The sequence below is a fragment of the Paenibacillus sp. AD87 genome, from assembly GCF_001659845.1.
GTDB classification, from domain to species: Bacteria; Bacillota; Bacilli; order Paenibacillales; family Paenibacillaceae; genus Paenibacillus; species Paenibacillus marchantiae.
On record NZ_LXQN01000019.1, the window covers coordinates 373,171 to 398,032 of the forward strand.

The following is a 24,862-nucleotide window of genomic DNA, read 5'->3' on the forward strand; positions in this document are numbered from 1 at the left end:
TTTTCGAATGACCTGAGTGGATGACTGTTATATAATAACGGAAAATCTTAGAACAGATGGAGTAGATATAATGAATTTCAGTAAGTCCAGTAATTCCAATTTGAATCAAGACGAACCGGGCAAAGGTGAACGCTTCTCACAGGCCGGATTTATCCTGGCTGCCATTGGTAGTTCAGTGGGTCTCGGCAACATGTGGAAGTTTCCTTATATTACGGGAGAGAACGGGGGAGCGGCGTTTTTCCTGCTCTTTATCGTTTGTCTCCTATTGATTGGTCTTCCCGTATTGCTGGCTGAGCTTGCGATTGGTCGTAGCGGCAGAGGTAGCGCGGCTACGGCCTTTATTAAAGCGGGTGGGCAAAAAGGGTGGCTTGCGGCTGGTTTGCTGCAAGTATTGACGCCGTTTATCATTCTTTCCTTTTATGTCATCATTGCAGGCTGGACGCTGCAATATGCAGTGACGTCATTCAGCGGCACGCTGTATAACAATCCTGACTATGCTGGGCAATTTGGTGATTTTGTAGGCGGTTATATGCCGATTGTCTGGCAGCTGATTTCAGTTCTGATTACAGGCTGGATCGTAGCCAAAGGGGTATCGAATGGGATCGAGAAATTTAACAAAGTGCTGATTCCAGCGATGCTCGTTCTGCTCATTATCCTGATGGTTCGTGCAGTGACTTTGCCAGGAGCTGGTGCGGGAGTTTCCTTCTTCCTGAATCCTGACTTCTCGCAGCTCACGACCGAATCTGCGCTGGTTGCGCTTGGACATGCTTTCTTCTCCCTATCGCTGGGTATGGGTATTCTCGTGACATACGGTTCATATGTTGATAAAAATCAATCGCTCGGTGCAGCAACCATTGCTGTCGGTGCGGGTGACCTGATCTATGCATTCATTGCCGGTCTGATCATATTCCCAACGACATTCTCCTTCGGGATTGCACCAGATCAGGGCCCGTCGCTGATCTTTGTGGCTCTGCCGGCAGCCTTCTCGGCTATGCCGCTGGGCTTCGTGTTTGGTGGGTTGTTCTTCGTGCTTCTAGCGATTGCGGCGTTAACTTCGGCTGTATCCTTGCTGGAAGTTCCGGTGAAATATTTCATGGAGAGACTATCCTGGAGCCGGAGTCGTTCCGTATGGACCATCTCACTTGCAGTCTTCATCGTTGGGCTTCCTTCGGTATTGTCGCTCGGGTTATTCCCTGAATGGAAGATTGGCTCGAAGAGTGTGTTCGACTGGATGGACTTTATGGCGTCCAACATTTTACTTCCGATTGGTGGATTGCTCGTTACTATTTTTGCCGGATACTTCTGGAAAAAGGCAGCCGAAGCTTCCGGCCTGCGTGCAGGCTGGTTCCGGGTATGGCTGTTCATGCTGCGTTATATAGCGCCAATCCTGGTGCTTCTTGTTCTGCTGCACACCTCCGGTATTATTCACTTCTAAACGGTTGGGAATTGAAGTGGAGAAGTAAGTTACTGTGCAGATTTGCCATTGATAAAACCTCTTGGAAGAAATGCAAAAGCCCTTGTGTTCCCTCGTCAATTTTGGGACAATACAGAGTAGAGGTTTTTTCGATAGACCGATAAGCATATGCTTTTTGCGAAAAGAGGACAATAACATGATTAAATCATCCATATATGGATTAACATTAGAGCAATTACGTGACTGGCTGCCGGAGCACGGACAGAAGAAATCCCGTGCTTCCCGCATCTGGGAATGGTTATATCAGGAGCGTGTGCACGATTTTACAGACATGACGGACGTGCGTCAGGAATGTCTGGATGTCATTTCCGAGCATTTCACGATGAACTCGCTGAGTGAACATGTGAAGCAGGAATCCGCTGACGGCACCGTGAAATTTCTGCTGCGTATGCAGGACGGTAATCTGATTGAAACAGTTTTAATGCGCCAAAAATACGGTCTCACTGTATGTGTAACTACTCAAGTGGGATGTAACATTGGTTGCAGCTTCTGCGCGAGCGGGCTGATCAAGAAGAGCCGCGATCTGTCCGGTGGTGAGATTGTGGAACAGATTATGCACGTACAACAGTATCTTGATGCAGCTGGTCAAAGCGAGCGGGTAACTAACGTGGTCGTAATGGGAATTGGCGAGCCGTTTGACAATTTCCAGAACATGACTGACTTTATCGAAGTGATCAAGCATCGTAAAGGACTGGCGCTTGCGGCCAAACGGATCACCGTATCCACGAGTGGGTTGCCTGATAAGATCAAGGAATTTGCAGATAGCAGTCTGCAGGTCAATCTCGCGATCTCCCTGCACGCACCGAATAACGAACTGCGGACACATATCATGAAGATCAACCGGGCCTTCCCGATTGAACAATTGATGGACGCGGTGGATTATTACTTGGCTACGACGAACAAGCGTATTATGTTTGAGTATATTTTGCTCCGAGACGTCAACGATCAGCGGAAACATGCGGCCGAACTGGCTGAACTGTTGTCCAGCCGCAAGAGTATGGTCAGTATCAATCTGATTCCGTACAATCCGGTGGATGAGCACAGTCAGTATCAGCGGAGCACGGAAGAGTCCATTCTGGGCTTCTATGATACACTGAAAAAGAATAACATTAATGCTACTGTACGCATGGAACATGGTACCGATATCGATGCGGCCTGCGGACAATTGCGCAGTAAACAGATGAAAAATAACGCTGCCGAATCTCAGCCAGGTCGTCTGGCTTTGGGATAAGGATGCAAGAGAAGAAGTCAGGTTAACGCCTGGCTTCTTTGTCATGATATATGCTTAGTAAATACTCTCCCAAGTGGAGCATTTCTAACGAACTCATCGCACCTTATTGTGGCAAAATACGTGAATTAGAAATGCGAACGAACTTCAATCACGTTATTGCAGTCAAATTGACATAGAAGGTGCAAGCTAGTTTGCAAAGCAGAAAATAAGGTGTGTACGGTTCGTTACAATCCCAAAATGGTTGAATCTCCATTAATAGCACTGACTGGGTTCATTAGAAACTAAAAAGAGCATCCCAAAGTCTTATTCTTGAACTTTGAGGATGCTCTTTTTGTATTTATTTCAGTTTTTTGGTCATCAGCAGATGAGGAATGCCATCTTCCATGAATACGTCCGAGGCTGCCGTGTATCCGAGACGTTCGTAGAACCCGGAGGCTTGTACCTGTGCGTGCAGCTTGGCTTTCTCCAGCCCTTGAGCGAGAGCCATCTGCTCCAGCTTATCGATCAGCACACGACCAAGTCCATGTTTCCGATAATCGATCATGACACAGATCCGTTCCAATTTGGCAACATTTTCGACCACACGTAGTCTGGAAGAGGCGGCAGGAACGCCGTCTACGTAGAGCAGGATATGTTTTGCTTCCGTATCCAGTGCATCATAAGCATCGAATTCGTCCTCAGCCGGCACCCCTTGCTCTTCAACAAAAATAGCGGTACGAATGGCGAAGCAGGCATCGAGCAATTCCTGGTTATTAGCTTCAACAATAGTTGTATTCATGAATGTTTCTCCTTTAGTCAATAGTAATTCTATTCTGGCATGGTAAACTGGTAGATAGCTTGAATATATACCTGTTCGATGTTTTATCATGGTTAAAATTTAAACTGATTCAATTCAGTTATATCATCAATTATGTTGCGAATGCAACAATTTTATAGAGGGGTGAATCCATTGACTGAAAAAAAAGAAGTGTTGCGTGAAATCGGCATGATTGCCCGCTGTTTGGATTCAATCAGCAACGTTGAATTCCAACATTTAAACTTGTCTCGTGGACAGTATTTGTATCTTTATCGCATATGTGAGAATCCTGGTATTATCCCCAACCAGCTCGCTGAATTAATCAAAGTGGATCGGACCACTGCGGCCAGAGCCATCAGCAAACTGGAAGCGGACGGGTTTGTCGTCAAACAGTCGGCAATGGGTAATAAAAAGAATAAGTTGTTATATCCGACTGATGCTGGTCTTGAAGCCTGGGAGTTCATCCGCAGGGAGGGTGTTCATTCGGACCAGGTAACGCTGGAGGGCTTAACGGAGGAAGAGATTGAGATTGCGGTTAAGCTGCTGCGCCGGATGCGCCACAATATTGAGGTGGATTGGAAATTCGTCAAAAAGGGCGGCCGCCGACCTTATATGGATCAATCTGAATGAGCTTACTTCTAATACGTAAGGGCTGTCTGCTGGAGTATTTCGGGCGACAGCCTTTTTGCTGTAGAAACCTATGCCGATATTCTGTATAATCTTCCAGGCTGAATATGAGAGCTGAACTTCATTACAGTAACGGAGGGGTTGCGCAATGAGCGAACGGGGATCAGACTTTTACGAAGATGGGGCCAATTTCGAGAAGTATATGGAACGCCGGCAGTGGCAGGAGAATGCCAATGATACGTTGGAGAAGCCTGTAATGCTGGAGTTAGTTGGAGACGTTGGGGGCTTGAGCATATTGGATCTCGGCTGTGGGGATGCGAGGTTCGGAGCAGAACTGTTGGGTCCCGCCCACCGTGGTGGCAGTTATACGGGAATTGAAGGTTCAGTGAATATGATTCAGGCAGCCAATGAATCGATAAAGGGTCAGAACGCACAGATTGAGCAAGCGTATATGGAAGATTGGAGCTATCCCGCAGATACATATGATCTGGTCATATCCAGACTGGCGATTCATTATATTGAGGATGTGGACAGCCTATTTCGCAAGGTATACCACACGTTAAAAGAGAATGGCACATTCGTATTTTCGGTAGAACATCCTGTGATCACGTCCACGTTGCAGCCTTCAGGGGTGCGAACCAACTGGGTTGTCGATCAGTATTTTGTGGAGGGATTTCGTGAGCAGCAATGGCTTGGAGGTACGGTGAAAAAAATGCATCGCTCCATCGAATCCTACTATATGGCATTACAACAGGCAGGATTTCAAGTACAGCATCTGCGGGAATCGGCGCCTCAGCGTCAGCATTTTGTGAACGAGGAGACGTACCTGCGCAGACAGCGGATTCCGTTGTTTTTATTCCTCTCTGCCCGGAAATAATACACAGAAAATTGTGGATAATTCATTATATAGCCAAACAGCCCAAAAACCTGTCCACATGTGGATAAGATTTTGGGCTGCTTCGACTATTCTGACTGTGAATAGATATAAAAAATTATTTATCCGATGCTCTGACATATACACGTTCTCCATGTCGGTCCACATCCACAGGTGATTCAAAAAAGTTACTCAGTACGTCTTTGTTCATCAACTCACTGGTTAATCCGCTATTCACGATCTCACCCCGCCGGAGCAGCAGGCTGTGACTGAACACAGGCAATATTTCCTCCGTATGATGAGTCACGTAGATGAGCGAAGGGGTATCCGGCTTCTGCGTCAGCTCACTGATACTTTCAAGTAGCCGCTCTCTAGAGAACAGATCGAGCCCATTGCAAGGTTCGTCCAGAATGAGAACACGCGGGTTAGCCATCAGGGCTCGGGCAATGAGCAGCTTCTGCTTCTCCCCCTGGGAGCAGGTACGGTATTCGCGATCCCACAGATGCTGACAGCCGAGCGTATGCATCAATTCTCGTGCTTGATCCAGATCCTCGTCGGACAGTTTATCGTACAGTCCGATGGTGGCGTGTTTGCCACTAATCACGACATACTGGGTGCGGTCGGTGCCATATAATTTTTCCTGAAGGGAGGAGCTGACCCAGCCAATCGACTTCCGCAGCTCACGCAAATCCACATCCCCGTAACGGTGTCCGAGCACGGATATTGTACCTTCTGTGGGCCAGAGATATCCGGTGATCATGTTCAGGAGTGTGGTTTTACCGGAACCATTCAGGCCAAGCAATGCCCAATGTTCGCCTTCGTTTACACGCCAGCTGACATCGTTCAACAGGGTGATTGGTCCCCTTTTCCAAGTAACATGCTGTACATCAATGATCATGGGTTATTCCTTCCTTCTGTTTAGCCTCTGTCTCCATTATCCTGACCTTATTGTAGTCACAAAACGACTGACGTTTCAATGCATATTAGGCGTTTCTTGGCCGATCCCGGCGCAGGAATACAGCACATACCCCGAGCAGCGGTAAAAAAGAACATAGCTTGATGACGAATGAAATGCTGGTCACATCAATCAGGGAACCGAGCACAACCGAGCCGAGTCCCGCCATGCCGAACGACAGGCCGAAGAACAATCCCGATACCGTCCCAATATGACGCGGCAGCAATTCCTGTGCGTAGACAATGATGACACTGAAGCCGGACATCAGAATCAAACCGATGATGCCGCATAATACCATGGATAGAGCAGGTCCCGCATAAGGCAGCAGCAGTGAAAATGGTGCAGTACCCGCGATGGAGAACCAGATCATCGGTTTACGTCCATAACGGTCAGCCAGTGGGCCGCCGAGCAGGGTTCCAACCATACCCGCAAATTGCAGAACGAACAGGCAGATCTGGGCCTGCGAAAGAGGCAGGTTATACGCATCGGCGTAATAAAAGGCATAGTATCCGGTCATGCCGGCAATATAAACGAATTTGGAAAACAGCAGCAGGATGAGGATCCCCATTGTAAAAGCGATAAATCCCCGACTTACAGGCTGGGCAGCAGGCTGCACAATGCCATTTGCCTGTACAGGCTGTTGCTGACGGCTGCGATTATCCGCCAATTTGTCTCTATACCAACGGCTAACGGAAGACTGGATAAAGATCCCGATTAGGGCAAAAGCCATTAGCCACAGAAAACTAAGCTGTCCATGCGGGAGCAGGATAAAGGCAACCAGCAACGGGGCGAGAGCCTGACCTGTGTTGCCACCGACCTGGAAGATGGACTGTGCCATTCCGCGTCCTCGACCTGCCGCCAGATGGGCAACGCGTGAGGATTCGGGATGCAGAATGGATGAGCCTATGCCGATCAATGCTGCGGAGACAAGCAGCATCCATAGCTCGGAAGACAAGGCAAAGCCGAGAACACCGATGAGGGAGAACAACATGCCGCCAGGCAGAAGGATCGGCATGGGCTTGCGATCAGACATATAACCGACCAGCGGCTGTAGAACCGATGCGGTAATATTCAATGTGAAGGCAATCCAGCCCATCTGGGCGAAACTGAGCTGCATGGTCTGCTGGAAAAGCGGAAAAGCAGACGGAACAACGGTCTGCATCGCATCATTCAGCAGATGGGCGAAGCTGACTCCGGCAAGCGCCCAATTGGCGGAGTGATTGATTTGCATTTTGCTTACAGCGGCTTGTGCCACGGGAGATCACCTCGAATTATTTTTTTACCATGATAAAAGATACAGACAGATATTGTCTTTGTGAAAAGTGCTTGGAAAGTGAGCACGATTTGCTATAATGTCAGCAGGTGAGGAAACGATGGAATTAAATATGATGCTGAATGGATTGGAATTGTGGAAGGCTTCTGGTGGATTCGCCAATGAACCCCATGTGCATGATGACTGGTATCAGGTTACGTTGCCTGTAAGAGGGCAATGCCATCTGGTGCAGGAACAGCATGCTTATCCACTACAAGCAGGACTAGGGATTATTGCACATCCCCGGATGGAGCACTTTTTCGAGATTGGTTCGGATTCCGCGGTTATCGTGATCAAGTTTCGTAATCCGCCAGTTGGCGGCTTGGAGGATTCAGGGAGGCAAGGGGCGCAGACCGAATTTCGGACCACACAAACCTTCGATCCTGCTGAAATTAGCAGACTATTTCGAGGCTGGAACGCCATTTTGCTGGACGATGCGCCTGAACCATTGCAGATACAGGAAACGGAGCTTGCAGTAGAGACCTATCTTAGACGAATGCTGACTGGTGAACCGAATGGGAATAACCTGACGCTGGCAACCGCAGGAATAGGTGTGGTGGGGAGCGTGGGGTCTGGTCTGGTTTACGGGCAGCTTCAAAATCTGTATCAGCAAACAAGCAGCAACGGTGGCGGCGCGTTTATTGACCCCCATCTGCGGCGCGTGCTGGAGTATATACACAGTGACTATACAAGTCCAATGGACATTGAATCGATGGCGGCGGTTGCGCACCAGAGCAGATATCATTTTATGCGTTCCTTCAAGGCACTGACAGGTTCAACGCCGTATCAGTACGTGCTGAATTTGCGTGTGGAGGAAGCCACCCGACGACTGCGCCATACAACAGATTCTGTGACCACCATCAGCTTTGGGCTGGGGTTCTCCAATGTCAGTCAGTTCTACAGAGCGTTTCAGCGCGTGACGGGTGTAACACCGATGGAGTATCGAAACCAGATGTAGAATCCGAAGAGGTTGAAGCCAAGGGTACACGTTTCAAAAATAAAACAATCCTGCGCTGCGCCAGAACGTCGGCGTAGGCAGGACAAGAACGGGCAGAACGAAAGAAATACGTTCATTGCCCTTTTTTCGCGCCTTTTTTGCCCGCTAACCTGTCTCCTAGATCGGCAAAAGCATGCAGATCTCTTCGTAGGCAAACACTGATTTTTGTTGTTGCCAAACCAGATGGTCTTTGCTAAGATGGGAAAAATAGTTTGTGTAAGCGTATACATTTGGGGAGAAATTACAACGTTGTAATTATGGTTCTGTGTTTAAATCTACGTATTCAATCGTTTATTAACTGTCGTAATATCCCTTTTGTAAAGGTGGGTTATGGTTTTCTTATATAAGGGGATGATCTGAATTAAGAATGATGGGACATGTTTTTGTTTAAGAATTCAAACGTTGTAATTTTAATGTGAAGGGGAGTGCTATGAATTGAAAAATCGCATGTCCACGCTGTTCAGCCTGATCAAACGGGATAAATATTTGCTGCTGATGTTCTCACCCATTTTTCTGTATTACGTCATCTTCATGTATGTTCCCATGCCGGGCATGCTGCTGGCCTTCCGCAATTTCATGCCTGGGCAGGGAATGTTTAGCGGGGAATGGGTGGGCCTGAGGTGGTTTGATCAGTTCGTGAATTCCATCTACTTCTGGAGGCTGCTGCGCAATACGTTTTTGCTCGCCTTCCTGCCACTCCTGTTTGGCTTCTCTATTCCTATTCTGTTCGCTGTCTGTATTGTGGAGATCAAGAATCAGACGTTTAAGCGGTTCGCCCAGACTGTTACCTACCTTCCGCATTTCATCTCCACCGTCGTGGTCGCAGGCATGATTATTAACTTCCTGTCACCCACGGACGGGATCGTGAACACCCTGATTGCCAAGCTCGGTATGGAGAAAGTGAACTTCATGATGGACGCCGGATGGTTCCGAACGATATTCACCAGCTCCGATATCTGGCAGAGCTTTGGTTTCAGCTCCATTATCTACATTGCAGCCATTATGGGCATTGACCCCGAAATGTACGATTCCGGCAAAATTGACGGCGTCAACAAATTCCAAGAGCTATGGCACCTGACACTTCCCAGCATCAAGCCAACGATTGTCATCCTGCTGCTCCTGTCGCTTGGCGGCATTATGAGCGTAGGATTTGAGAAAGTATATCTGCTCTATAACGGTGCTACCTATGAGACCGCAGACGTGTTATCCACCTACGTGTACCGGATGGGGATTGAAGGACAGAACTACGGATTTGCGACAGCCGTTGGCCTGTTCAACTCCATTATCACCTTTGTGCTTGTGTTTGCGGCTAATACGATGACCCGGCGCCTGACCAAGATGTCACTCTGGTAAGACCATATCCCGACCCAAAGGAGACCTGTATGCAAAAATCGAGAAGTGACCGGTTATTCTACGGATTTGTCTACCTGCTGACCATATTGGCAATCGTCGTTACGCTGTATCCTTTTCTGTACGTGATCAGCATTTCATTCAGCTCAGTTGATGCGATTGATAAACAAAAGGTTGCGTTGTGGCCGGTAGGATTCACCTTGTCCGGGTACAAAATGGTGCTCCAATACCGGGAGTTGTGGGTGTCCTTCTATAACACCCTGTGGTACACCGTTATAGGTACATTGCTGAATATTGTAGCTACGTGCCTCGCTGCATTTCCGTTATCCAGGCAGCAATTTTTCCTGCGCAGAAAGCTGAACTTTTTCATCGCCTTCACCATGTATTTCTCGGGTGGACTCATCCCGGTCTACGTGCTGATTACGTCACTGGGGCTATATAACACCCGCTGGGTGATGGTGCTTCCTGTGCTGGTCATTACGTTTAACGTCATGATTTGCCGCTCAGCCTTTGAGGGTATTCCGAATGAAATCTTCGAAAGTGCAAGTATAGACGGGGCCAATGAACTGACGATGCTGTATCGTCTGGCGATACCCATTATCAAGCCAACGCTTGCTGTGCTGACGCTATATTACGCCGTATTCCACTGGAACAACTTCTTCTCAGCCCTGCTATATCTGGGCAAACAGGATATGCAGCCCTTGCAAATGTTCCTACGCAGGGTGCTGATCATGGCATCACCGGAGGTCATGCAAAAAATGGGTGGCACGATGACCACAGGTGCGCTCGCGGTGTCCACACTTCAGGTTCGGTATGTGTCGATTGTGGTCAGCATTCTGCCAATCGTTACGATCTACCCTTTTATCCAGCGGTACTTCGTCAAAGGGATTACCCTCGGAGCCGTGAAAGGATAGCCTTATTGATCACTATGCATCACCCAAGGTTGTTCATAACAAGGAGGAATAACGGATGATAATCAGAGGGGCCGGAAGAAAAAGTGTTCTCGCGGTGATTCTTGCCATCAGTCTCGCCGGATGCAGCAGCAGTACAGGAGCAGGGGGAGATAAGGGCAGTGCTTCACCAAGCTCGGAGCCAGCGTTCAACTACACAGGGGCAGGTCCGGTAACGGACCAGAAAGATGCCAAGCTGTCGATTCTCGGGACTAACGCATGGACGACTAACGTGGATCTCTCTACTGCCGAGATTGTGAAGAAAATTGAGAGTAATGCCGGGGTAACAGTCGATTGGGATCTCATTCCGCCGCAGAATTATGCAGATGCGGTGAATCCAAGGCTTGCGGCCGGAACAGGATTGCCGGATATCGTCTATCTGCCGGATCAGGATCAGCTCATGAAATACATTAACAGTGGTCTGTTTATTCCGCTGAATGACCTAGTGGAGAAGTATGGTGTGAATCTCAAAAAAATATACGACAAATCCCCATCCGTCAAAGCCAGTTTAACGACGCCAGATGGTAAAATGTATTATGTTCCGCAGCAAACGCTTACGAAAAACTACATGCCCTTGTTTATGGTGAATGAACGCTGGTTGAAGAAGTTGGGACTGAACGAACCTGCGACACTGGATGAGTTCACAGCGATGCTGCGCAAATTCAAGGCAGACGACCCGAACGGAAACGGCGAGGCGGATGAAATACCGCTGTCCATGGAATCCAAGTTTGTGCCGATGGCATTTGGTCCTGCTTTTGGCCTCGATCTGTCCAATCAGTTCTATGCTGATGACCAGGGTAAGGTACATTTCAGCTATTATGAGCCTGCCTACAAGGAATATCTGACATACCTGAACGGGCTGTACAAAGAAGGATTGCTCGGGGTGGACTATGCCAGTACCACAAGTGATCAGGTGACCTCCCGCATCTCGCAGGATGTAACCGGAGCCACGTTTAATTTTAGCTGGTACATGTCGATGGTCTACAGCCCGCTGTTCAAGGATTATGATCCGACGGAGCCCATCTTCAAAGGCATTCTGCCACTGAAAGGACCGCATGGAGACCAGTTCTATATTGGACGTACTCCTGTGAGTGGAATTTTTGGAATCTCCAAAGATAGCAAGAATCCGGAGCTTGCCTTCCGTTTCCTGGATTATGCGGTTAGTGAAGAAGCGCAGACGTATTATACGTGGGGAATCAAGGACGATACGTACACCGAAGAGAATGGCGTGAAGACATTCACGGACAAAGGCAAAGATAATGACTATATCCAGAAACTCGGCATTGGTCCCGTGAATCTGCCGAACATTCAGTCTACCGATTCGGCGGATTCCGTTGTGGCCGAATGGCATGCCAAGCTCGACAAGGAATTGGAGCCCTACATCCACGAACCGTTTCCATTCGTATATGCTCTGCCGGATGAGGCGAGTGTAGAGAGCATGTCCATGCCGGATATTACGACGTATGTGGAAGAGATGAACTTCAAATTTATAAGCGGAGATGCCAGTCTGGATCAGTTTGACAGCTATATTGAAACTTTGAAAAAAATGAACATTGAGCAGGTTATTGCCGGCAGACAAGCGCAATATGACCGGTATAAGGCTGCACAGCAATAAGCTTCCCAAGGGTTGAGAGGTGTTGATTGATTTTGATAACCATTAAGGACATTGCCAAATTAGCGGGAGTGAGCTACAGCACAGTATCCAAGGCGCTCAACGGTGATCCCCGTATCAAACCGGCGACGCGGCAGAAGGTGCTTGCGGTTGCGGAGAAGCATCAATATCGAAAAAACATTATGGCACAGCAGCTCTCCACCGGCAGAAGCAACATTATTGGCTTTGTTCTTGATGAACTGAGCAATCCGTTGTTTTCGAATATATCGGGCAATCTGCACGCGGAGCTGAAGAAGCGGGGATACCAGATGATTTTGGTCGTCGCGGATGATGGGCTGGATGTTTTTAGCCAGCTTCGCGTGGATGGATGTATCCTGTGGGATTATGCGCTGGACAATCGGGATGCCTTCTGGAAAAAGTTCGCGACACTCAACATGCCATGTTTTGTGCTTGGTACAGATGAAGCCCCGAATTCCCCTTACATCAAGATTGACCGGAAAGAGGGCATATACAAAGCGGTTGAGCATCTGAAATCACTGGGACATAGCCGAATTGGTTTCATTGGCAACTCCCAAAATATCAAGCTTGAAGGATATCGGGAAGCGTTGCAGCGCACAGGCCTTGATTTTGATCAACGCCATGTGCTGCCTGCACATTCCTCCTGGGAGGATGGTTATTTTGCCATTCGGAATTATACGTTTGAATCAGATTCGCCAACGGCATTTATTGGCTTGAACAACCTGGTGACCCGAGGCGCGCTGCGGGCTTTGCTGGAAGCCGGCTACAATGTGCCGAATGATATTTCGTTAATCGGTTATGATGATCTGCCGGATATGCAGTATGCCGAGGTGGCGCTAACCACCATTGGCCCGCCGCTGGATGAACTGGCAGCACAGGCAGCAGAGTTGATCGTATCGTTGATCCGTGATGAGCAGACGGATTATCCGGTGATTATCCAACCGAAGCTGAATCATCGCAATTCGACGGCAGTTTGCCGTCAGCAGGTGTCTGAGCATTAAGGATAGGCTGAGTACAACATTCAAGGTCCAGGGAGGGGTTCTTTTATGCAAGTACAGACGCAGTTATCTTGGTCGGAGCGAATAGCGGAGATGATTTGCCAGCAATGCGATGGAGAGGGCTATCATGTGTTTCCTTCGGAACGGTGGGCATATGTTCAGGGGATGACGCTAATGGCAATGTCACGCACTGGCAAGCAATACGGCAAGGACGAGTACGTTTCTTTTATGAAAAGACATATGGATCTGTATGTTCAGGAGGATGGTTCCATCGGAACGTATTCCCTGGAAGAGTACAACTTGGATCAGATCAATCAGGGCAAGAACCTGTTCGAATTGCTGGAAACCACCGGCGATCAGCGATACGCTGAAGCCGCACATCTGCTCGCAGCCCAACTCGCAGGACAGCCCCGAACGTCGGAGGGCGGATTCTGGCACAAAAAAATCTATCCGTTCCAGATGTGGCTGGATGGATTGTATATGTCGTCGCCATTCCTGGCGCATTATGCTAAGACGTTTGACCGACCTGATCTGTGGGATGAAGTGGCTCATCAGATTTTGCTAATCGAACGCAAGACGCGTGATCCGCGCACGGGTCTGCTCTATCATGGCTGGGATGAATCGAAGGAGCAGGTCTGGGCCGACTCCGTAACCGGATGCTCCGCACACTTCTGGAGCCGGGCGATGGGCTGGTATGCGATGGCGATCGTGGATAGTCTGGAGCACTTCCCGATTCATCATCCGAAACGGGGCACAATCATTGGCATCTTCGAGCGCATGTGTAATGCATTGGTACGTGTACAGGAGCAGGAGAGCGGGCTCTGGTTCCAGGTGCTGGACCAGGGATTCCGCAAGGGCAATTATCTGGAAGCTTCCGGTTCAAGCATGTTTGTGTATGCCATGGCGAAGGGCGTTCGCTTGCGTTACCTTGAGCCGCATTTCAGGCAGGCCGCAGAGAAGGGATGGCATGGACTGACGTCCCGTTTGATGGAAGAAACGGAGGAAGGCGTGAAGTTGAACGCGATCTGTCACGGGGCAGGGCTCAGTCTGGATCGGGATGGTTCATACAGTTATTATGTCGGCGAGCAGATTGTAAGTGACTCGTTCATGGGCATGGCACCGCTCTTGCTGGCTGCGCTGGAAATGGAGCGATTGCCATGAACAAACCTCTGTCACATGGATCAGATGTGGATCTGTACAGGAATGGTTACCTGGTTGCTGCGGACGGAAGCGGCGATTTTCCCACTATTCAGGCTGCCATTGATGCGATTCCGGCCGACTGCACTGAAAAGTATACGATTCGCATAAAGCCAGGCACTTATATTGAAAAACTACACATCGAGAAGCCGATGGTTCACCTCGTCGGTGCGGGAGCTGATCAGACTATCATCATGTATGATGATTATGCGCTCAAAAAGTTCCCGAACGGGGAGTTGTATCATACCTTTCATTCGTACACGGCCTTTATTGGTGCAGATGATTTCACCGCTGAAGGACTTTCCTTCATCAACTCGGCTGGACCTGGTCGTGAGGTGGGTCAGGCGTTGGCTGTCTACGTGGATGGGGACCGTGCAGCCTTCAGGCATTGCCGATTTATAGGTCACCAGGACACGATCTTTACCGGACCGCTGCCCGAGCAGCCCATTGACCGGAGTTTCTTCGGGGGGCCGCGTGACGGGGCAGAGCGGCGGAAGCTGCGCCAATATTATGAGGACTGTTTCATTGAGGGCGATGTGGATTTTATTTTTGGCTCTGCTACGGCTGTGTTTCAGGGCTGTGAGATTTTTGCGAAGAATCGCTTGAGCGATGTTGCTGCTGCAGAGGGAGAAGTGAATGGCTGGATCACGGCTGCTTCCACACCAGAGGATGCACGTTATGGCTATGTGTTTATCGATTGTGACCTGACCAGCAACGCCCCCGCTCAGTCCGTATATCTAGGCAGACCGTGGCGAAATCATGCCAAAGTCTGCTTCCTGAACTGCTGGATGGGGGCGCATGTGAAGCAGGAGGGTTGGCATAACTGGAACAAGAACGATGCGGAAGCGACGGTAGCGTACTTCGAATATCATAGTGCCGGACCTGGGGCCGGAAGTGTGATGGGGAGAGTTCCATGGGCGAAAATACTCAGTGATCAGGAAGCGGCCGAATATACTGTGCCTGTTATTTTATCCGGGGAGGATGGTTGGCAACCTTTCGAAGGTCTGCTGTCATTTGAACTAGTCTCCTCGAAGTTAAAATAAGCGTGGTAATACATCCGTTTATTTATAAAATAAAAATAAAAAAAGGCCGTCTATCAAGTCTCTTAATGACTTAGTAGACGGCCTTTTTGCGCGGTATATTACATTTTTCGCCCCCCATAGAAATAATTTATCCCTTATCTCAATTGCATTTTACTGATTAAATACAGGGTGAGGATCTGTAAATTCCCTGTAAATTTGGATGATGTCTGCAAAAAAAGAAAACGAGAGGGAAGGTCCATTTTGATAAGGGAAGGGAGTGAAGCGATACTCATCGTCAGACGGTTTTATAAGCTCTATAGATCGCGGATCACATGTAAGTGCACCAGTGAAGCTTTGTTTGCAAGGTGAAAATAATCTGAATACAGGAGGGATTTTGCTTGAATCAAGCTGTTCGATTCCGCCCGGTCATTACATTCGCTTTGGCATTTATTCTGATTATTACGTGGTTTGCACCAAGAGCAGATGCCGCTGCCCAGTGGCAGGCAGGCACCGCATACAAACAAGGAGATCTAGTAACCTATTTAAATAAAGATTATGAATGTATTCAGCCCCATACGGCTTTGACCGGATGGGAGCCCTCAAATGTGCCCGCATTGTGGAAATACGTCGGGGAAGGTACGGGAGGAGGAACTCCAACTCCGGATACGACACCACCTACCGTCCCTGCAGGTTTAACCTCATCCCTCGTCACGGATACATCGGTCAATCTTACCTGGAACGCTTCCACGGATAATGTGGGCGTAACCGGATATGAAGTGTACCGGAACGGTACTCTCGCGGCGAACACTTCAACGACTACGGCTGTAGTCACAGGACTGACAGCTGGTACCACATATGTTTTTACAGTCAAAGCAAAAGATGCGGCAGGCAATCTGTCCGCAGCAAGCACCTCTCTCAGCGTTACCACTTCCACCGGATCTTCGAATCCTGGGCCTAGCGGCAGCAAATGGCTGATCGGCTACTGGCACAACTTCGATAATGGCTCTACCAACATTAAACTGCGCAACGTTTCAACAGCCTATGATGTTATTAATGTCTCCTTTGCCGAGCCGATTTCACCCGGCAGCGGAACGCTCGCTTTTACTCCGTATAACGCTACGGTAGAAGAGTTCAAGTCGGACATTGCGTACCTTCAAAGCCAAGGGAAGAAGGTACTGATATCTATGGGAGGAGCCAATGGCACGATTGAGCTCACAGATGCGACCAAGAGACAACAGTTCGAGGATTCCCTAAAATCCATTATTTCGACTTACGGATTCAATGGTCTCGACATCGATCTTGAAGGAAGCTCTCTGTCTTTAAATGCGGGCGATACCGACTTCCGCAGTCCAACGACTCCGAAGATCGTTAACCTGATTAACGGTGTGAAAGCGCTTAAATCACACTTTGGTGCTAATTTCGTCCTGACCGCTGCACCGGAAACGGCCTATGTACAAGGCGGATATCTGAACTATGGTGGTCCTTGGGGGGCGTATCTTCCAGTGATTCATGCCTTGCGCAATGACCTGACCCTACTTCATGTGCAGCACTATAACACCGGTTCGATGGTGGGGCTGGATGGACGTTCTTACGCTCAAGGGACAGCCGATTTCCATGTCGCCATGGCCGATATGCTGCTTCAAGGGTTTAACGTAGGCGGAAGCTCGGGTCCATTCTTTAGTCCTCTGCGCCCGGACCAAATTGCGATTGGCGTACCAGCTTCCCAGCAAGCGGCTGGAGGCGGCTATACGGCGCAAGCTGAGCTGCAAAAGGCATTGAATTATCTGATCAAAGGAGTATCATACGGCGGTTCCTATACCTTGCGCCAGCCTGCGGGCTATGCCGGTCTCAAGGGCATTATGACCTGGTCAATCAACTGGGACGCGTATACGAATAACCAGTTCTCGAACGCACATCGTCCATTCCTGAATGGGCTTAGCACGCAAAAGACAGAGGAGGTTGTGTATTAAATGATACATTTAAATAAACACACTGCTTTTAAGAAGACTGCAAAGTTTGTCCTTGGTCTGTCCCTTCTCTTATCGGTCATCGTTCCTTCCTTCGCGCTCCAACCTGCTACGGCCGAAGCAGCAGATTCTTATAAAATTGTTGGTTACTATCCGTCCTGGGCTGCGTACGGCAGAAACTATAATGTAGCTGACATCGACCCGACCAAAGTGACGCATATCAACTATGCGTTTGCTGATATTTGCTGGAACGGCATTCATGGAAATCCGGACCCTTCGGGCCCCAATCCTGTAACCTGGACCTGCCAGAATGAAAAAAGCCAAACGATCAATGTTCCGAACGGAACGATTGTGCTCGGCGATCCATGGATCGATACGGGCAAGACATTTGCAGGGGATACGTGGGATCAGCCCATTGCAGGTAATATCAATCAGCTTAACAAGCTGAAACAAACCAATCCTAACCTGAAGACTATTATCTCCGTCGGAGGATGGACGTGGTCCAACCGTTTCTCTGATGTAGCCGCGACTGCTGCAACCCGGGAGGTCTTTGCTAACTCTGCCGTGGACTTCCTGAGAAAATACAATTTTGACGGGGTAGATCTGGACTGGGAGTACCCGGTATCAGGCGGACTCGATGGTAACAGCAAACGTCCTGAAGATAAGCAAAACTACACATTGCTCCTGAGCAAAATCCGTGAAAAATTGGATGCAGCGGGAGCTGTGGACGGCAAGAAGTATCTGCTTACGATTGCAAGCGGTGCGTCTGCGACCTATGCTGCCAATACGGAGCTTGCAAAAATTGCTGCCATCGTCGACTGGATTAACATTATGACATACGATTTTAACGGGGCTTGGCAAAAGATCAGCGCACATAATGCGCCGTTGAACTATGATCCTGCAGCTTCAGCTGCTGGCGTGCCAGATGCCAATACATTTAATGTGGCAGCTGGAGCACAAGGGCATCTGGATGCAGGCGTACCGGCCGCTAAACTCGTGCTTGGTGTTCCATTCTACGGCCGTGGCTGGGATGGATGCGCACAAGCAGGCAACGGCCAGTATCAGACGTGCACGGGTGGTTCTTCCGTTGGAACATGGGAAGCAGGCTCCTTTGACTTCTACGATCTGGAAGCCAATTACATCAACAAAAACGGGTACACGCGTTACTGGAATGACACAGCCAAAGTGCCATATCTCTATAATGCGTCCAACAAGCGCTTTATCAGTTATGACGATGCGGAGTCCGTTGGATATAAAACGGCTTATATCAAGAGCAAAGGACTCGGCGGAGCGATGTTCTGGGAGCTCAGCGGTGACCGTAACAAAACACTTCAAAACAAACTGAAAGCCGATCTGCCTACTGGAGGTACAGTGCCACCAGTAGATACGACGGCACCAAGCGTACCCGGGAATGCTCGTTCGACAGGTGTGACGGCAAACTCTGTGACGCTGGCTTGGAATGCTTCAACGGATAATGTAGGGGTTACCGGTTATAACGTCTATAATGGCGCTAATCTTGCGACATCGGTCACCGGAACGACAGCAACAATCAGCGGACTTACAGCGGGTACTTCATATACCTTCACGGTAAAAGCAAAAGATGCGGCAGGTAATCTGTCTGCAGCCAGTAATGCTGTAACTGTAAGTACAACGGCTCAGCCGGGAGGCGATACGCAAGCACCAACTGCACCAACGAACCTTGCGTCGACCGCGCAAACGACATCCAGCATAACGCTGAGCTGGACGGCATCCACTGACAATGTGGGTGTAACCGGTTATGACGTGTACAACGGAACGACACTGGCAACAACGGTAACCGGTACGACGGCAACGATCAGCGGACTTGCTGCGGATACCTCGTATACATTTACGGTAAAAGCAAAGGATGCGGCAGGTAACGTGTCTGCAGCGAGCAACGCGGTGAGTGTGAAGACAGCCGCCGAAACGACAAATCCTGGTGTATCCGCATGGCAGGTCAACACAGCTTATACTGCGGGACAACTGGTCACATATAGCGGCAAGACGTATAAATGTTTGCAGCCCCACACCTCCTTGGCAGGATGGGAACCATCCAACGTTCCTGCCTTGTGGCAGCTTCAATAGTTAAAAATTGAAATACAACATTTTTAATTGAAATGTGCAGTGTTGGCGAGCTTAGTTAGTGGAAAGAGAATATGACACATGGATTGTTTCTCGGCGCTAAACAGAAGAAGATAAGAAAAGGGAAGACCAAAAACCACCGGCTCTTGATCCGGTGGTTTTTGGCTATGGTATGTCAAAGCAGGCTCCAACAAGGCTTTGCCCTACTTAGTTTATCTAGAAGAAATATACTCCGACATAATTTGAATCTTCAATTAGAAATCAAAGTTGTCCGGGTCGGGTCCAACGCGAACATCTTCGTTCAGAGCGCTAATACGCTCCATCTCATCATTGGACAATTCAAAGTCGAAGATGGAAGAGTTCTCGACGATACGTTTTTCCTTGGTAGACTTGGGAATGGTGATGACACCGTTTTGCAAGTCCCAGCGCAGGATCACTTGTGCTACCGATTTACCTTTCGCAGTGGCAATTTCGGTCAGAACTGGATTGTCCAGAAGTTGACCCTGCATCAGCGGGGACCAAGCTTCCAATTGAATTCCGTTTTTCTCACAGAATGCTTTAAGTGGAGCTTGGGTCAGACGAGGGTGGTACTCTACCTGATTAATTGCTGGCTTCACTTCAGCATCCTGCAACAGATCTTCAAGGTGATGAATCTGGAAGTTGCTGACGCCAATGGCTTTAATGCGACCTGCTTTGTACAGCTCCTCCATCGCTTTCCATGCGCCTTTATATTTGCCTGCTTTTGGCCAGTGAATCAGATACAGGTCCAGATATTCCAGTCCCAGTTTGTTCAGCGTGACATCAAAAGCAGCAAGAGTTTCTTCGTATCCGAGGTCTGCATTCCACACTTTGGACGTAATGAACAGTTCTTCACGTTTCAGATTATTCTCTTTCAATGCCTCGGCAATGGCTTGTCCTACCCCGGATTCGTTGCCATAAATAGCGGCTGTATCAATGCTGCGGTAACCGTGAGCAATCGCTTGTTTGACGGCTTCGATTAATTCAGATCCTTCTTCTACCTGAAATACACCAAGTCCGAACCAAGGCATATGAACGCCGTTATTTAAAGCTACTGTAGATTGTAAATGTTGTGCTGTCATGTGAAGTCCTCCTCATATTATGAATCAAAATGGTAGTAACGATGTGAAACGATAACTCCTGATATCCTTCATTAAGTCATAGTAGATTAAATTCGAATTAACGTATTATACTAGATTAAAATAAAGGGCGAAACCGGTTCCGAGTTGTAACTTTAACACTGGAAAGACGCATGTTTAGGCTGATTTCTGACGGTCCTGTCTTACATCTCAGAAGGAGAATAGGGATCTTTACGATCAAGCACTCTTGCCCAGCCAGTCAGAAGAACAGCGGCGAGAACCATAATTGCACCAACCCATGTGGTATGAATTAGACCGATGGAGTCCGTGATTACACCGCCCAAATATGCCCCGATTGCGATACCTGCGTTAAAGGCTGCGATGTTGAAGGCGGAGGCGACGTCTTTGGCTTGTGGAGCATATCGTTCTGCGAGTGTCACGACGTACATCTGAAGCCCTGGCACATTCATGAAGGCAAGCAGACCCATGCCGAGTATGGTGAGTAATGCTGCCAGCTTAAATGGAACGGTGAAATACAGTATGCCCAGAATGACGGTCTGAATGATAAACATATAGAAGAGTGCTCGGAGCGGATTGCGGTTGGCGGCTTTCCCTCCAATAATATTACCGATAGCAATGGCGATCCCGTACAGCAGCAGAATTCCCGCGACCGTTTTCTCAGAATACCCGCTGATATCATGCAACAGTGGGGACAGGTAAGTGAACACTACAAATGTTCCCCCATATCCCACAGCGGTAATGGCAAAAGCCAGCAGCAACCGTCCGCCTGTCACCAGCTTCAGTTGTTCTCGGAAGGCAGTTCGCGTTCCGCGTTGCAACGTGGATGGCACGAGAAGCATGTTGCCAATGAAGGCCACAACACCTACGACAACGATAAGAATGAAAGCTGCGCGCCAGCCCCAGTTTTGACCGATGAGAGTACCCAGCGGTACACCGGTTACGGTAGCAATGGTCAAGCCAGAGAACATGATGGCAATGGCGCTCGCCCGGCGGTTTGCAGGTACCAGGTCTGCCGCAATGGTGGAACCAATGGACATGAATACGCCGTGTGCCAGAGCGGAGACAATTCGAGCAATGAGCAGCATGGTAATTCCACTCGAGAGCGCCGCCATGGTGTTACCAGCGATAAAAACAACCATAATGGCAAGCAGCAGCGTCTTGCGTGACACCGTTGACGTTAATGAGGTCAGAATTGGTGCCCCGAAGGTTACGCCTAATGCATATAAAGTAACGGTCAGTCCCGCTGTCGTTACGGAAATGCCCAGGTCATCTGCAATAAGGGGCAGCAGTCCAACGCTGATAAATTCAGTGGTGCCGATGGCAAAAGCACTGATTGCCAGCGCCAGCAGTGCCCAGGTACTGCGTTTTGAATCATGTAACATGTCTTGTTCAACTCCCCAGAATGTAGATTTACGTACCGGCAAATGCTATTATGAGTTATTCGACATAAAATGAATAGTACGTACTTTTTAGTACCCTACGTACTTTTTAGTGCCTATATAGCAATTGCTTTTATGAATAACATTTTCCGGGAGGACATTCAGCATGATCAGAAAGAAGTATAATATTTCAGTTGAAGCGACACTTGAAGTCATCGGTGGCAAGTGGAAATGTGTTATCCTCTGCCATCTGACACACGGAAAGAAACGCACTAGTGATCTCAAGCGTATTATGCCCGCAATTACGCAGAAAATGTTAACGCAGCAGCTGAGAGAGCTTGAAGATGACGGGATTGTGAACCGCATTGTATATAATCAGGTACCTCCCAAGGTGGAGTATGAACTGAGTGAATATGGCCGAAGTTTGGAACCGATTCTAAATGCCCTTTGTAACTGGGGAGATCAGCACATTATTAAGGAATACGGAGACAAATTCTCAGTGTTGGAGGATAATGGGTTAAATGATTTTAACACGGACAATAAGGAGCTGATGAAGCCGTGAACTATGAAATTCTATATGATGGTGCATTTGCGATGCTTAAAGTGCAATTGCAACGGGGAGAACGGTTCAAGGCAGAAAGCGGGGCCATGGTATCCATGACACCAACCGTTGACTTGAAGGGATCTGCTGAAGGCGGTATGTTTGCCGGATTCGGACGAATGATCAGCGGCGAGAAATTCTTTTTTCAGGAATTAACGGCTGCAGGGGGATCTGCGGAGATTCTGTTGTCACCCTCCAGCATGGGGGATGTGGAGGCGATTGAACTGGATGGCTCCTATTCGCTTTACGTACAGAAAGATGGATTTCTGGCCGGAACGGAAGGCATCCAGGTGAATACCAAAATGCAAAACTTGAAGAAAGGTCTCTTCTCGGGAGAGGGTTTCTTTATTATAGAGATCAGTGGGCGAGGAACCGTGTTCCTATCATCCTATGGTGCAATCCATACGATCAATCTGGCTGCGGGTGAAGAAGTAATCGTAGATAATGCCCATTTGGTGGCATGGCCCAATTATATGGATTATCGTATTGAGAAAGCATCACAAGGCTGGTTATCCAGCGTGACCAGTGGAGAAGGGCTTGTATGCCGATTTCGGGGTGAAGGGACAGTCCTGATTCAGAGTCGTAATCCGCATGGATTTGGCCAATGGGTCAAGCAATTTATTCCTTCGCGTTAATGTTTTCCGCTGAAAATGTACTACGTTGAAACACATGCGTTCCGACAAACGTTATAAGAAAAGATGAAGCTCAAGGTGTAATGATGGAGGTATATTGAGATGGAAAGCTCACGATATAAAAATGCTCAGGAAAGTCCGGGTTATCTGCTATGGCAGGTTACTACGATGTGGCAAAAGGAAATACGCAGGGTGCTCGAGCCTTTGGAATTAACACAACCCCAATTTGTATTATTACATGCCTGTGTGTGGCTCAATGAACGCGACAACGAGGGTAAAGGAGTAACTCAGGTCCAGCTTGCGCAATTTGCCAATGTGGATGTTAACGTTACTTCTCAAGTTCTCCGTGCTCTTGAAAAGAGAGAGTTGATAACTCGCAAGCGTCATCTTACTGATACCCGTGCGAATATTATTACAACAACGCCGGAAGGAACCCGCTTGGCGCTTGAAGGTATTCATCTTGTTGAAGCCGCGGACAAGGTGTTCTTTGATGTGTTAAGTGATCGTAAGGATGAATACATGGAAATCATGCAGGAATTTATCCAACATAAAACAGATGTTTAATTCATAGAAAGATTTTTTCTATGCTTTATTAGACTACAGAGTGTAGTGAAGTTGTACCTCCCAGACTTTTTAGCCGGGAGGTTTTTTGTATTGGTTCAATTAATCCGATAAGTCGCAAATGGCTTACCATGACGGAAAGAGTCGCTGAGTTGATCGAGCTGCGAGATTATATCATCGGTCAGTTTCATGTCCAGGCTAGCCAGATTATGCTCCAGCTGTTCCGTGCTCGTTGCCCCAACGATAACCGTCGAAACAGCAGGGCGTGCCAGCAGCCATGCAAGCGACAGGACACTTGGAGAGCAGCCATACGCCGATGCCTTTTCGCTGACCTGCTCACCTAATTTAATATTGTGTTCCAGCAGGAAACGATTGAAGGCCGGATCGGTATCCGCTCTGGAACCGGAAGGCACGCTCGCTTCACCGTTGTATTTGCCTGTCAGAATGCCACCAGCCAGCGGGAAATATGGAATGATACCTACGCCTTGATCAAGACACATCGGTACAAGTTCAAGCTCAGGTGTGCGATCAGCCAGAGAGTAGCTGGTTTGGGTCGAGATATAACGTACATATCCTTTTAGTTCGCTGGTAGCAAGGGCCTTCATCAGCTCCCAGGCTGCATAGTTGGAAGCTCCGATATAGCGGACTTTGCCGGAAGTGACCATATCGTCCAATGTGCGCAGCGTCTCATCCAGCGGTGTGTGCGGATCAAAAGTATGGATCTGATACAGATCCACATAGTCCGTTTGCAGACGCCGCAGGCTATGTTCAAGCTCTTGCTGCAAATGATAGCGGGAGGAACCGCGCCCATGGGGACCCTCATGCCGGGGAAGTCCGGCTTTGGTAGCAAGCACAGCGTTTTCCCGTCTGCCCTTCAAGGCTTGTCCAATAATCCGCTCCGATTCTGTTCCGGCGTAGATGTTGGCGGTATCGATAAAATTGATTCCCTGATCCAGTGCCGCATGAATAATGCGGATCGAAGTCGGGTCGTCCGCCCGTTTACCAAAGGCATTGGTGCCGAGTCCAAGTGCGGAAACGCGCAGTCCGCTATTCCCCAAACGTCGATATTCCATCGTTCATCGCTCCTTCTG

22 protein-coding genes are annotated in these 24,862 nt (G+C 48.6%); 16 read left to right on the plus strand and 6 right to left on the minus strand.

The genetic code is table 11. The features are described 5' to 3' along the window. Positions 1–70 precede the first annotated feature (70 nt). Complete coding sequence (locus gpAD87_RS25390; protein ID WP_063565896.1) at positions 71–1,435, plus strand: sodium-dependent transporter; 1,365 nt, start codon at positions 71–73, stop codon at positions 1,433–1,435. A 175-nt stretch (positions 1,436–1,610) separates the two neighbouring features. After that, positions 1,611–2,705, plus strand: coding sequence for a 23S rRNA (adenine(2503)-C(2))-methyltransferase RlmN (gene rlmN / locus gpAD87_RS25395; RefSeq protein ID WP_064641637.1), 1,095 nt, complete (start codon positions 1,611–1,613; stop codon positions 2,703–2,705). A gap of 337 nt (positions 2,706–3,042) precedes the next feature. On the opposite strand, the gene gpAD87_RS25400 is transcribed toward rlmN, so the two are convergent. Further along, positions 3,043–3,483 carry a GNAT family N-acetyltransferase gene (locus tag gpAD87_RS25400; protein WP_064641638.1) on the minus strand — a complete coding sequence of 147 codons (441 nt, stop codon included), beginning with the start codon at positions 3,481–3,483 and terminating at the stop codon, positions 3,043–3,045. A gap of 141 nt (positions 3,484–3,624) precedes the next feature. Between gpAD87_RS25400 and gpAD87_RS25405 the strand changes: the two genes are divergently transcribed. Together gpAD87_RS25405 and gpAD87_RS25410 are read left to right on the plus strand one after the other, a co-directional pair. Continuing rightward, positions 3,625–4,131 (plus strand): MarR family winged helix-turn-helix transcriptional regulator, encoded by a 507-nt coding sequence (locus tag gpAD87_RS25405; protein WP_064641639.1) that lies wholly within the window; start codon positions 3,625–3,627, stop codon positions 4,129–4,131. 145 nt (positions 4,132–4,276) lie between these two features. Next, positions 4,277–5,005, plus strand: a complete 729-nt coding sequence (locus gpAD87_RS25410) for a class I SAM-dependent DNA methyltransferase (protein WP_064641640.1) — start codon at positions 4,277–4,279, stop codon at positions 5,003–5,005. Positions 5,006–5,120: 115 nt separating this feature from the next. On the opposite strand, the gene gpAD87_RS25415 is transcribed toward gpAD87_RS25410, so the two are convergent. Both gpAD87_RS25415 and gpAD87_RS25420 read right to left on the minus strand, forming a co-directional pair. Beyond that, complete coding sequence (locus gpAD87_RS25415) at positions 5,121–5,900, minus strand: ABC transporter ATP-binding protein (RefSeq protein WP_024629731.1); 780 nt, start codon at positions 5,898–5,900, stop codon at positions 5,121–5,123. A gap of 85 nt (positions 5,901–5,985) precedes the next feature. Then, complete coding sequence (locus gpAD87_RS25420; protein WP_082935346.1) at positions 5,986–7,212, minus strand: MFS transporter; 1,227 nt, start codon at positions 7,210–7,212, stop codon at positions 5,986–5,988. Positions 7,213–7,330: 118 nt separating this feature from the next. On the opposite strand from gpAD87_RS25420, the gene gpAD87_RS25425 reads away from it, so the two are divergent. The 9 genes from gpAD87_RS25425 to gpAD87_RS25465 all read left to right on the plus strand — a co-directional run bounded on the left by gpAD87_RS25425 (position 7,331) and on the right by gpAD87_RS25465 (position 19,483). Beyond that, positions 7,331–8,227, plus strand: a complete 897-nt coding sequence (locus gpAD87_RS25425) for a helix-turn-helix domain-containing protein (RefSeq protein ID WP_064641641.1) — start codon at positions 7,331–7,333, stop codon at positions 8,225–8,227. Between the two features lie 474 nt (positions 8,228–8,701). After that, on the plus strand, positions 8,702–9,619 hold the full coding sequence (locus gpAD87_RS25430; protein ID WP_063565906.1) for an ABC transporter permease: 918 nt from the start codon (positions 8,702–8,704) through the stop codon (positions 9,617–9,619). A gap of 29 nt (positions 9,620–9,648) precedes the next feature. Next, positions 9,649–10,530, plus strand: coding sequence for a carbohydrate ABC transporter permease (locus gpAD87_RS25435; protein ID WP_064641642.1), 882 nt, complete (start codon positions 9,649–9,651; stop codon positions 10,528–10,530). A gap of 55 nt (positions 10,531–10,585) precedes the next feature. After that, positions 10,586–12,181, plus strand: a complete 1,596-nt coding sequence (locus gpAD87_RS25440; protein WP_064641643.1) for an extracellular solute-binding protein — start codon at positions 10,586–10,588, stop codon at positions 12,179–12,181. A 32-nt stretch (positions 12,182–12,213) separates the two neighbouring features. Next, positions 12,214–13,197: a LacI family DNA-binding transcriptional regulator gene (locus gpAD87_RS25445; protein ID WP_063565929.1), complete on the plus strand. Its 984-nt coding sequence runs from the start codon at positions 12,214–12,216 to the stop codon at positions 13,195–13,197. Between the two features lie 45 nt (positions 13,198–13,242). Then, positions 13,243–14,355, plus strand: coding sequence for a glycoside hydrolase family 88/105 protein (locus gpAD87_RS25450; protein ID WP_064641644.1), 1,113 nt, complete (start codon positions 13,243–13,245; stop codon positions 14,353–14,355). Next, positions 14,352–15,434: a pectinesterase family protein gene (locus gpAD87_RS25455; RefSeq protein WP_064641645.1), complete on the plus strand. Its 1,083-nt coding sequence runs from the start codon at positions 14,352–14,354 to the stop codon at positions 15,432–15,434. The genes gpAD87_RS25450 and gpAD87_RS25455 overlap by 4 nt, the downstream gene beginning before the upstream one ends. A 377-nt stretch (positions 15,435–15,811) precedes the next feature. Beyond that, positions 15,812–17,383: a chitinase gene (locus gpAD87_RS32840; protein WP_064641646.1), complete on the plus strand. Its 1,572-nt coding sequence runs from the start codon at positions 15,812–15,814 to the stop codon at positions 17,381–17,383. Next, on the plus strand, positions 17,384–19,483 hold the full coding sequence (locus gpAD87_RS25465) for a glycosyl hydrolase family 18 protein (protein ID WP_064641647.1): 2,100 nt from the start codon (positions 17,384–17,386) through the stop codon (positions 19,481–19,483). It abuts the gene before it with no gap. A 251-nt stretch (positions 19,484–19,734) separates the two neighbouring features. Here the strand turns inward: gpAD87_RS25465 and gpAD87_RS25470 are convergent, their stop codons facing one another. Continuing rightward, positions 19,735–20,580, minus strand: a complete 846-nt coding sequence (locus tag gpAD87_RS25470) for an aldo/keto reductase (RefSeq protein WP_064641648.1) — start codon at positions 20,578–20,580, stop codon at positions 19,735–19,737. A 200-nt stretch (positions 20,581–20,780) separates the two neighbouring features. Then, on the minus strand, positions 20,781–21,980 hold the full coding sequence (locus gpAD87_RS25475) for an MFS transporter (RefSeq protein WP_064641649.1): 1,200 nt from the start codon (positions 21,978–21,980) through the stop codon (positions 20,781–20,783). 163 nt (positions 21,981–22,143) lie between these two features. Here gpAD87_RS25475 and gpAD87_RS25480 point away from each other — a divergent pair, with 163 nt between their 5' ends. The 3 genes from gpAD87_RS25480 (at position 22,144) to gpAD87_RS25490 (ending at position 23,774) form a co-directional block, all read left to right on the plus strand. Further along, positions 22,144–22,539 carry a winged helix-turn-helix transcriptional regulator gene (locus tag gpAD87_RS25480; RefSeq protein ID WP_063567750.1) on the plus strand — a complete coding sequence of 132 codons (396 nt, stop codon included), beginning with the start codon at positions 22,144–22,146 and terminating at the stop codon, positions 22,537–22,539. Next, positions 22,536–23,213, plus strand: coding sequence for a TIGR00266 family protein (locus tag gpAD87_RS25485; RefSeq protein ID WP_064641650.1), 678 nt, complete (start codon positions 22,536–22,538; stop codon positions 23,211–23,213). The genes gpAD87_RS25480 and gpAD87_RS25485 overlap by 4 nt, the downstream gene beginning before the upstream one ends. A gap of 99 nt (positions 23,214–23,312) precedes the next feature. Then, positions 23,313–23,774: a MarR family winged helix-turn-helix transcriptional regulator gene (locus gpAD87_RS25490; RefSeq protein ID WP_064641651.1), complete on the plus strand. Its 462-nt coding sequence runs from the start codon at positions 23,313–23,315 to the stop codon at positions 23,772–23,774. 95 nt (positions 23,775–23,869) lie between these two features. On the opposite strand, the gene gpAD87_RS25495 is transcribed toward gpAD87_RS25490, so the two are convergent. After that, the gene (locus gpAD87_RS25495; protein WP_064641652.1) at positions 23,870–24,844 is read right to left on the minus strand and encodes an aldo/keto reductase; all 975 of its coding nucleotides are present in this window, start codon (positions 24,842–24,844) and stop codon (positions 23,870–23,872) included. Positions 24,845–24,862: the final 18 nt, after the last annotated feature.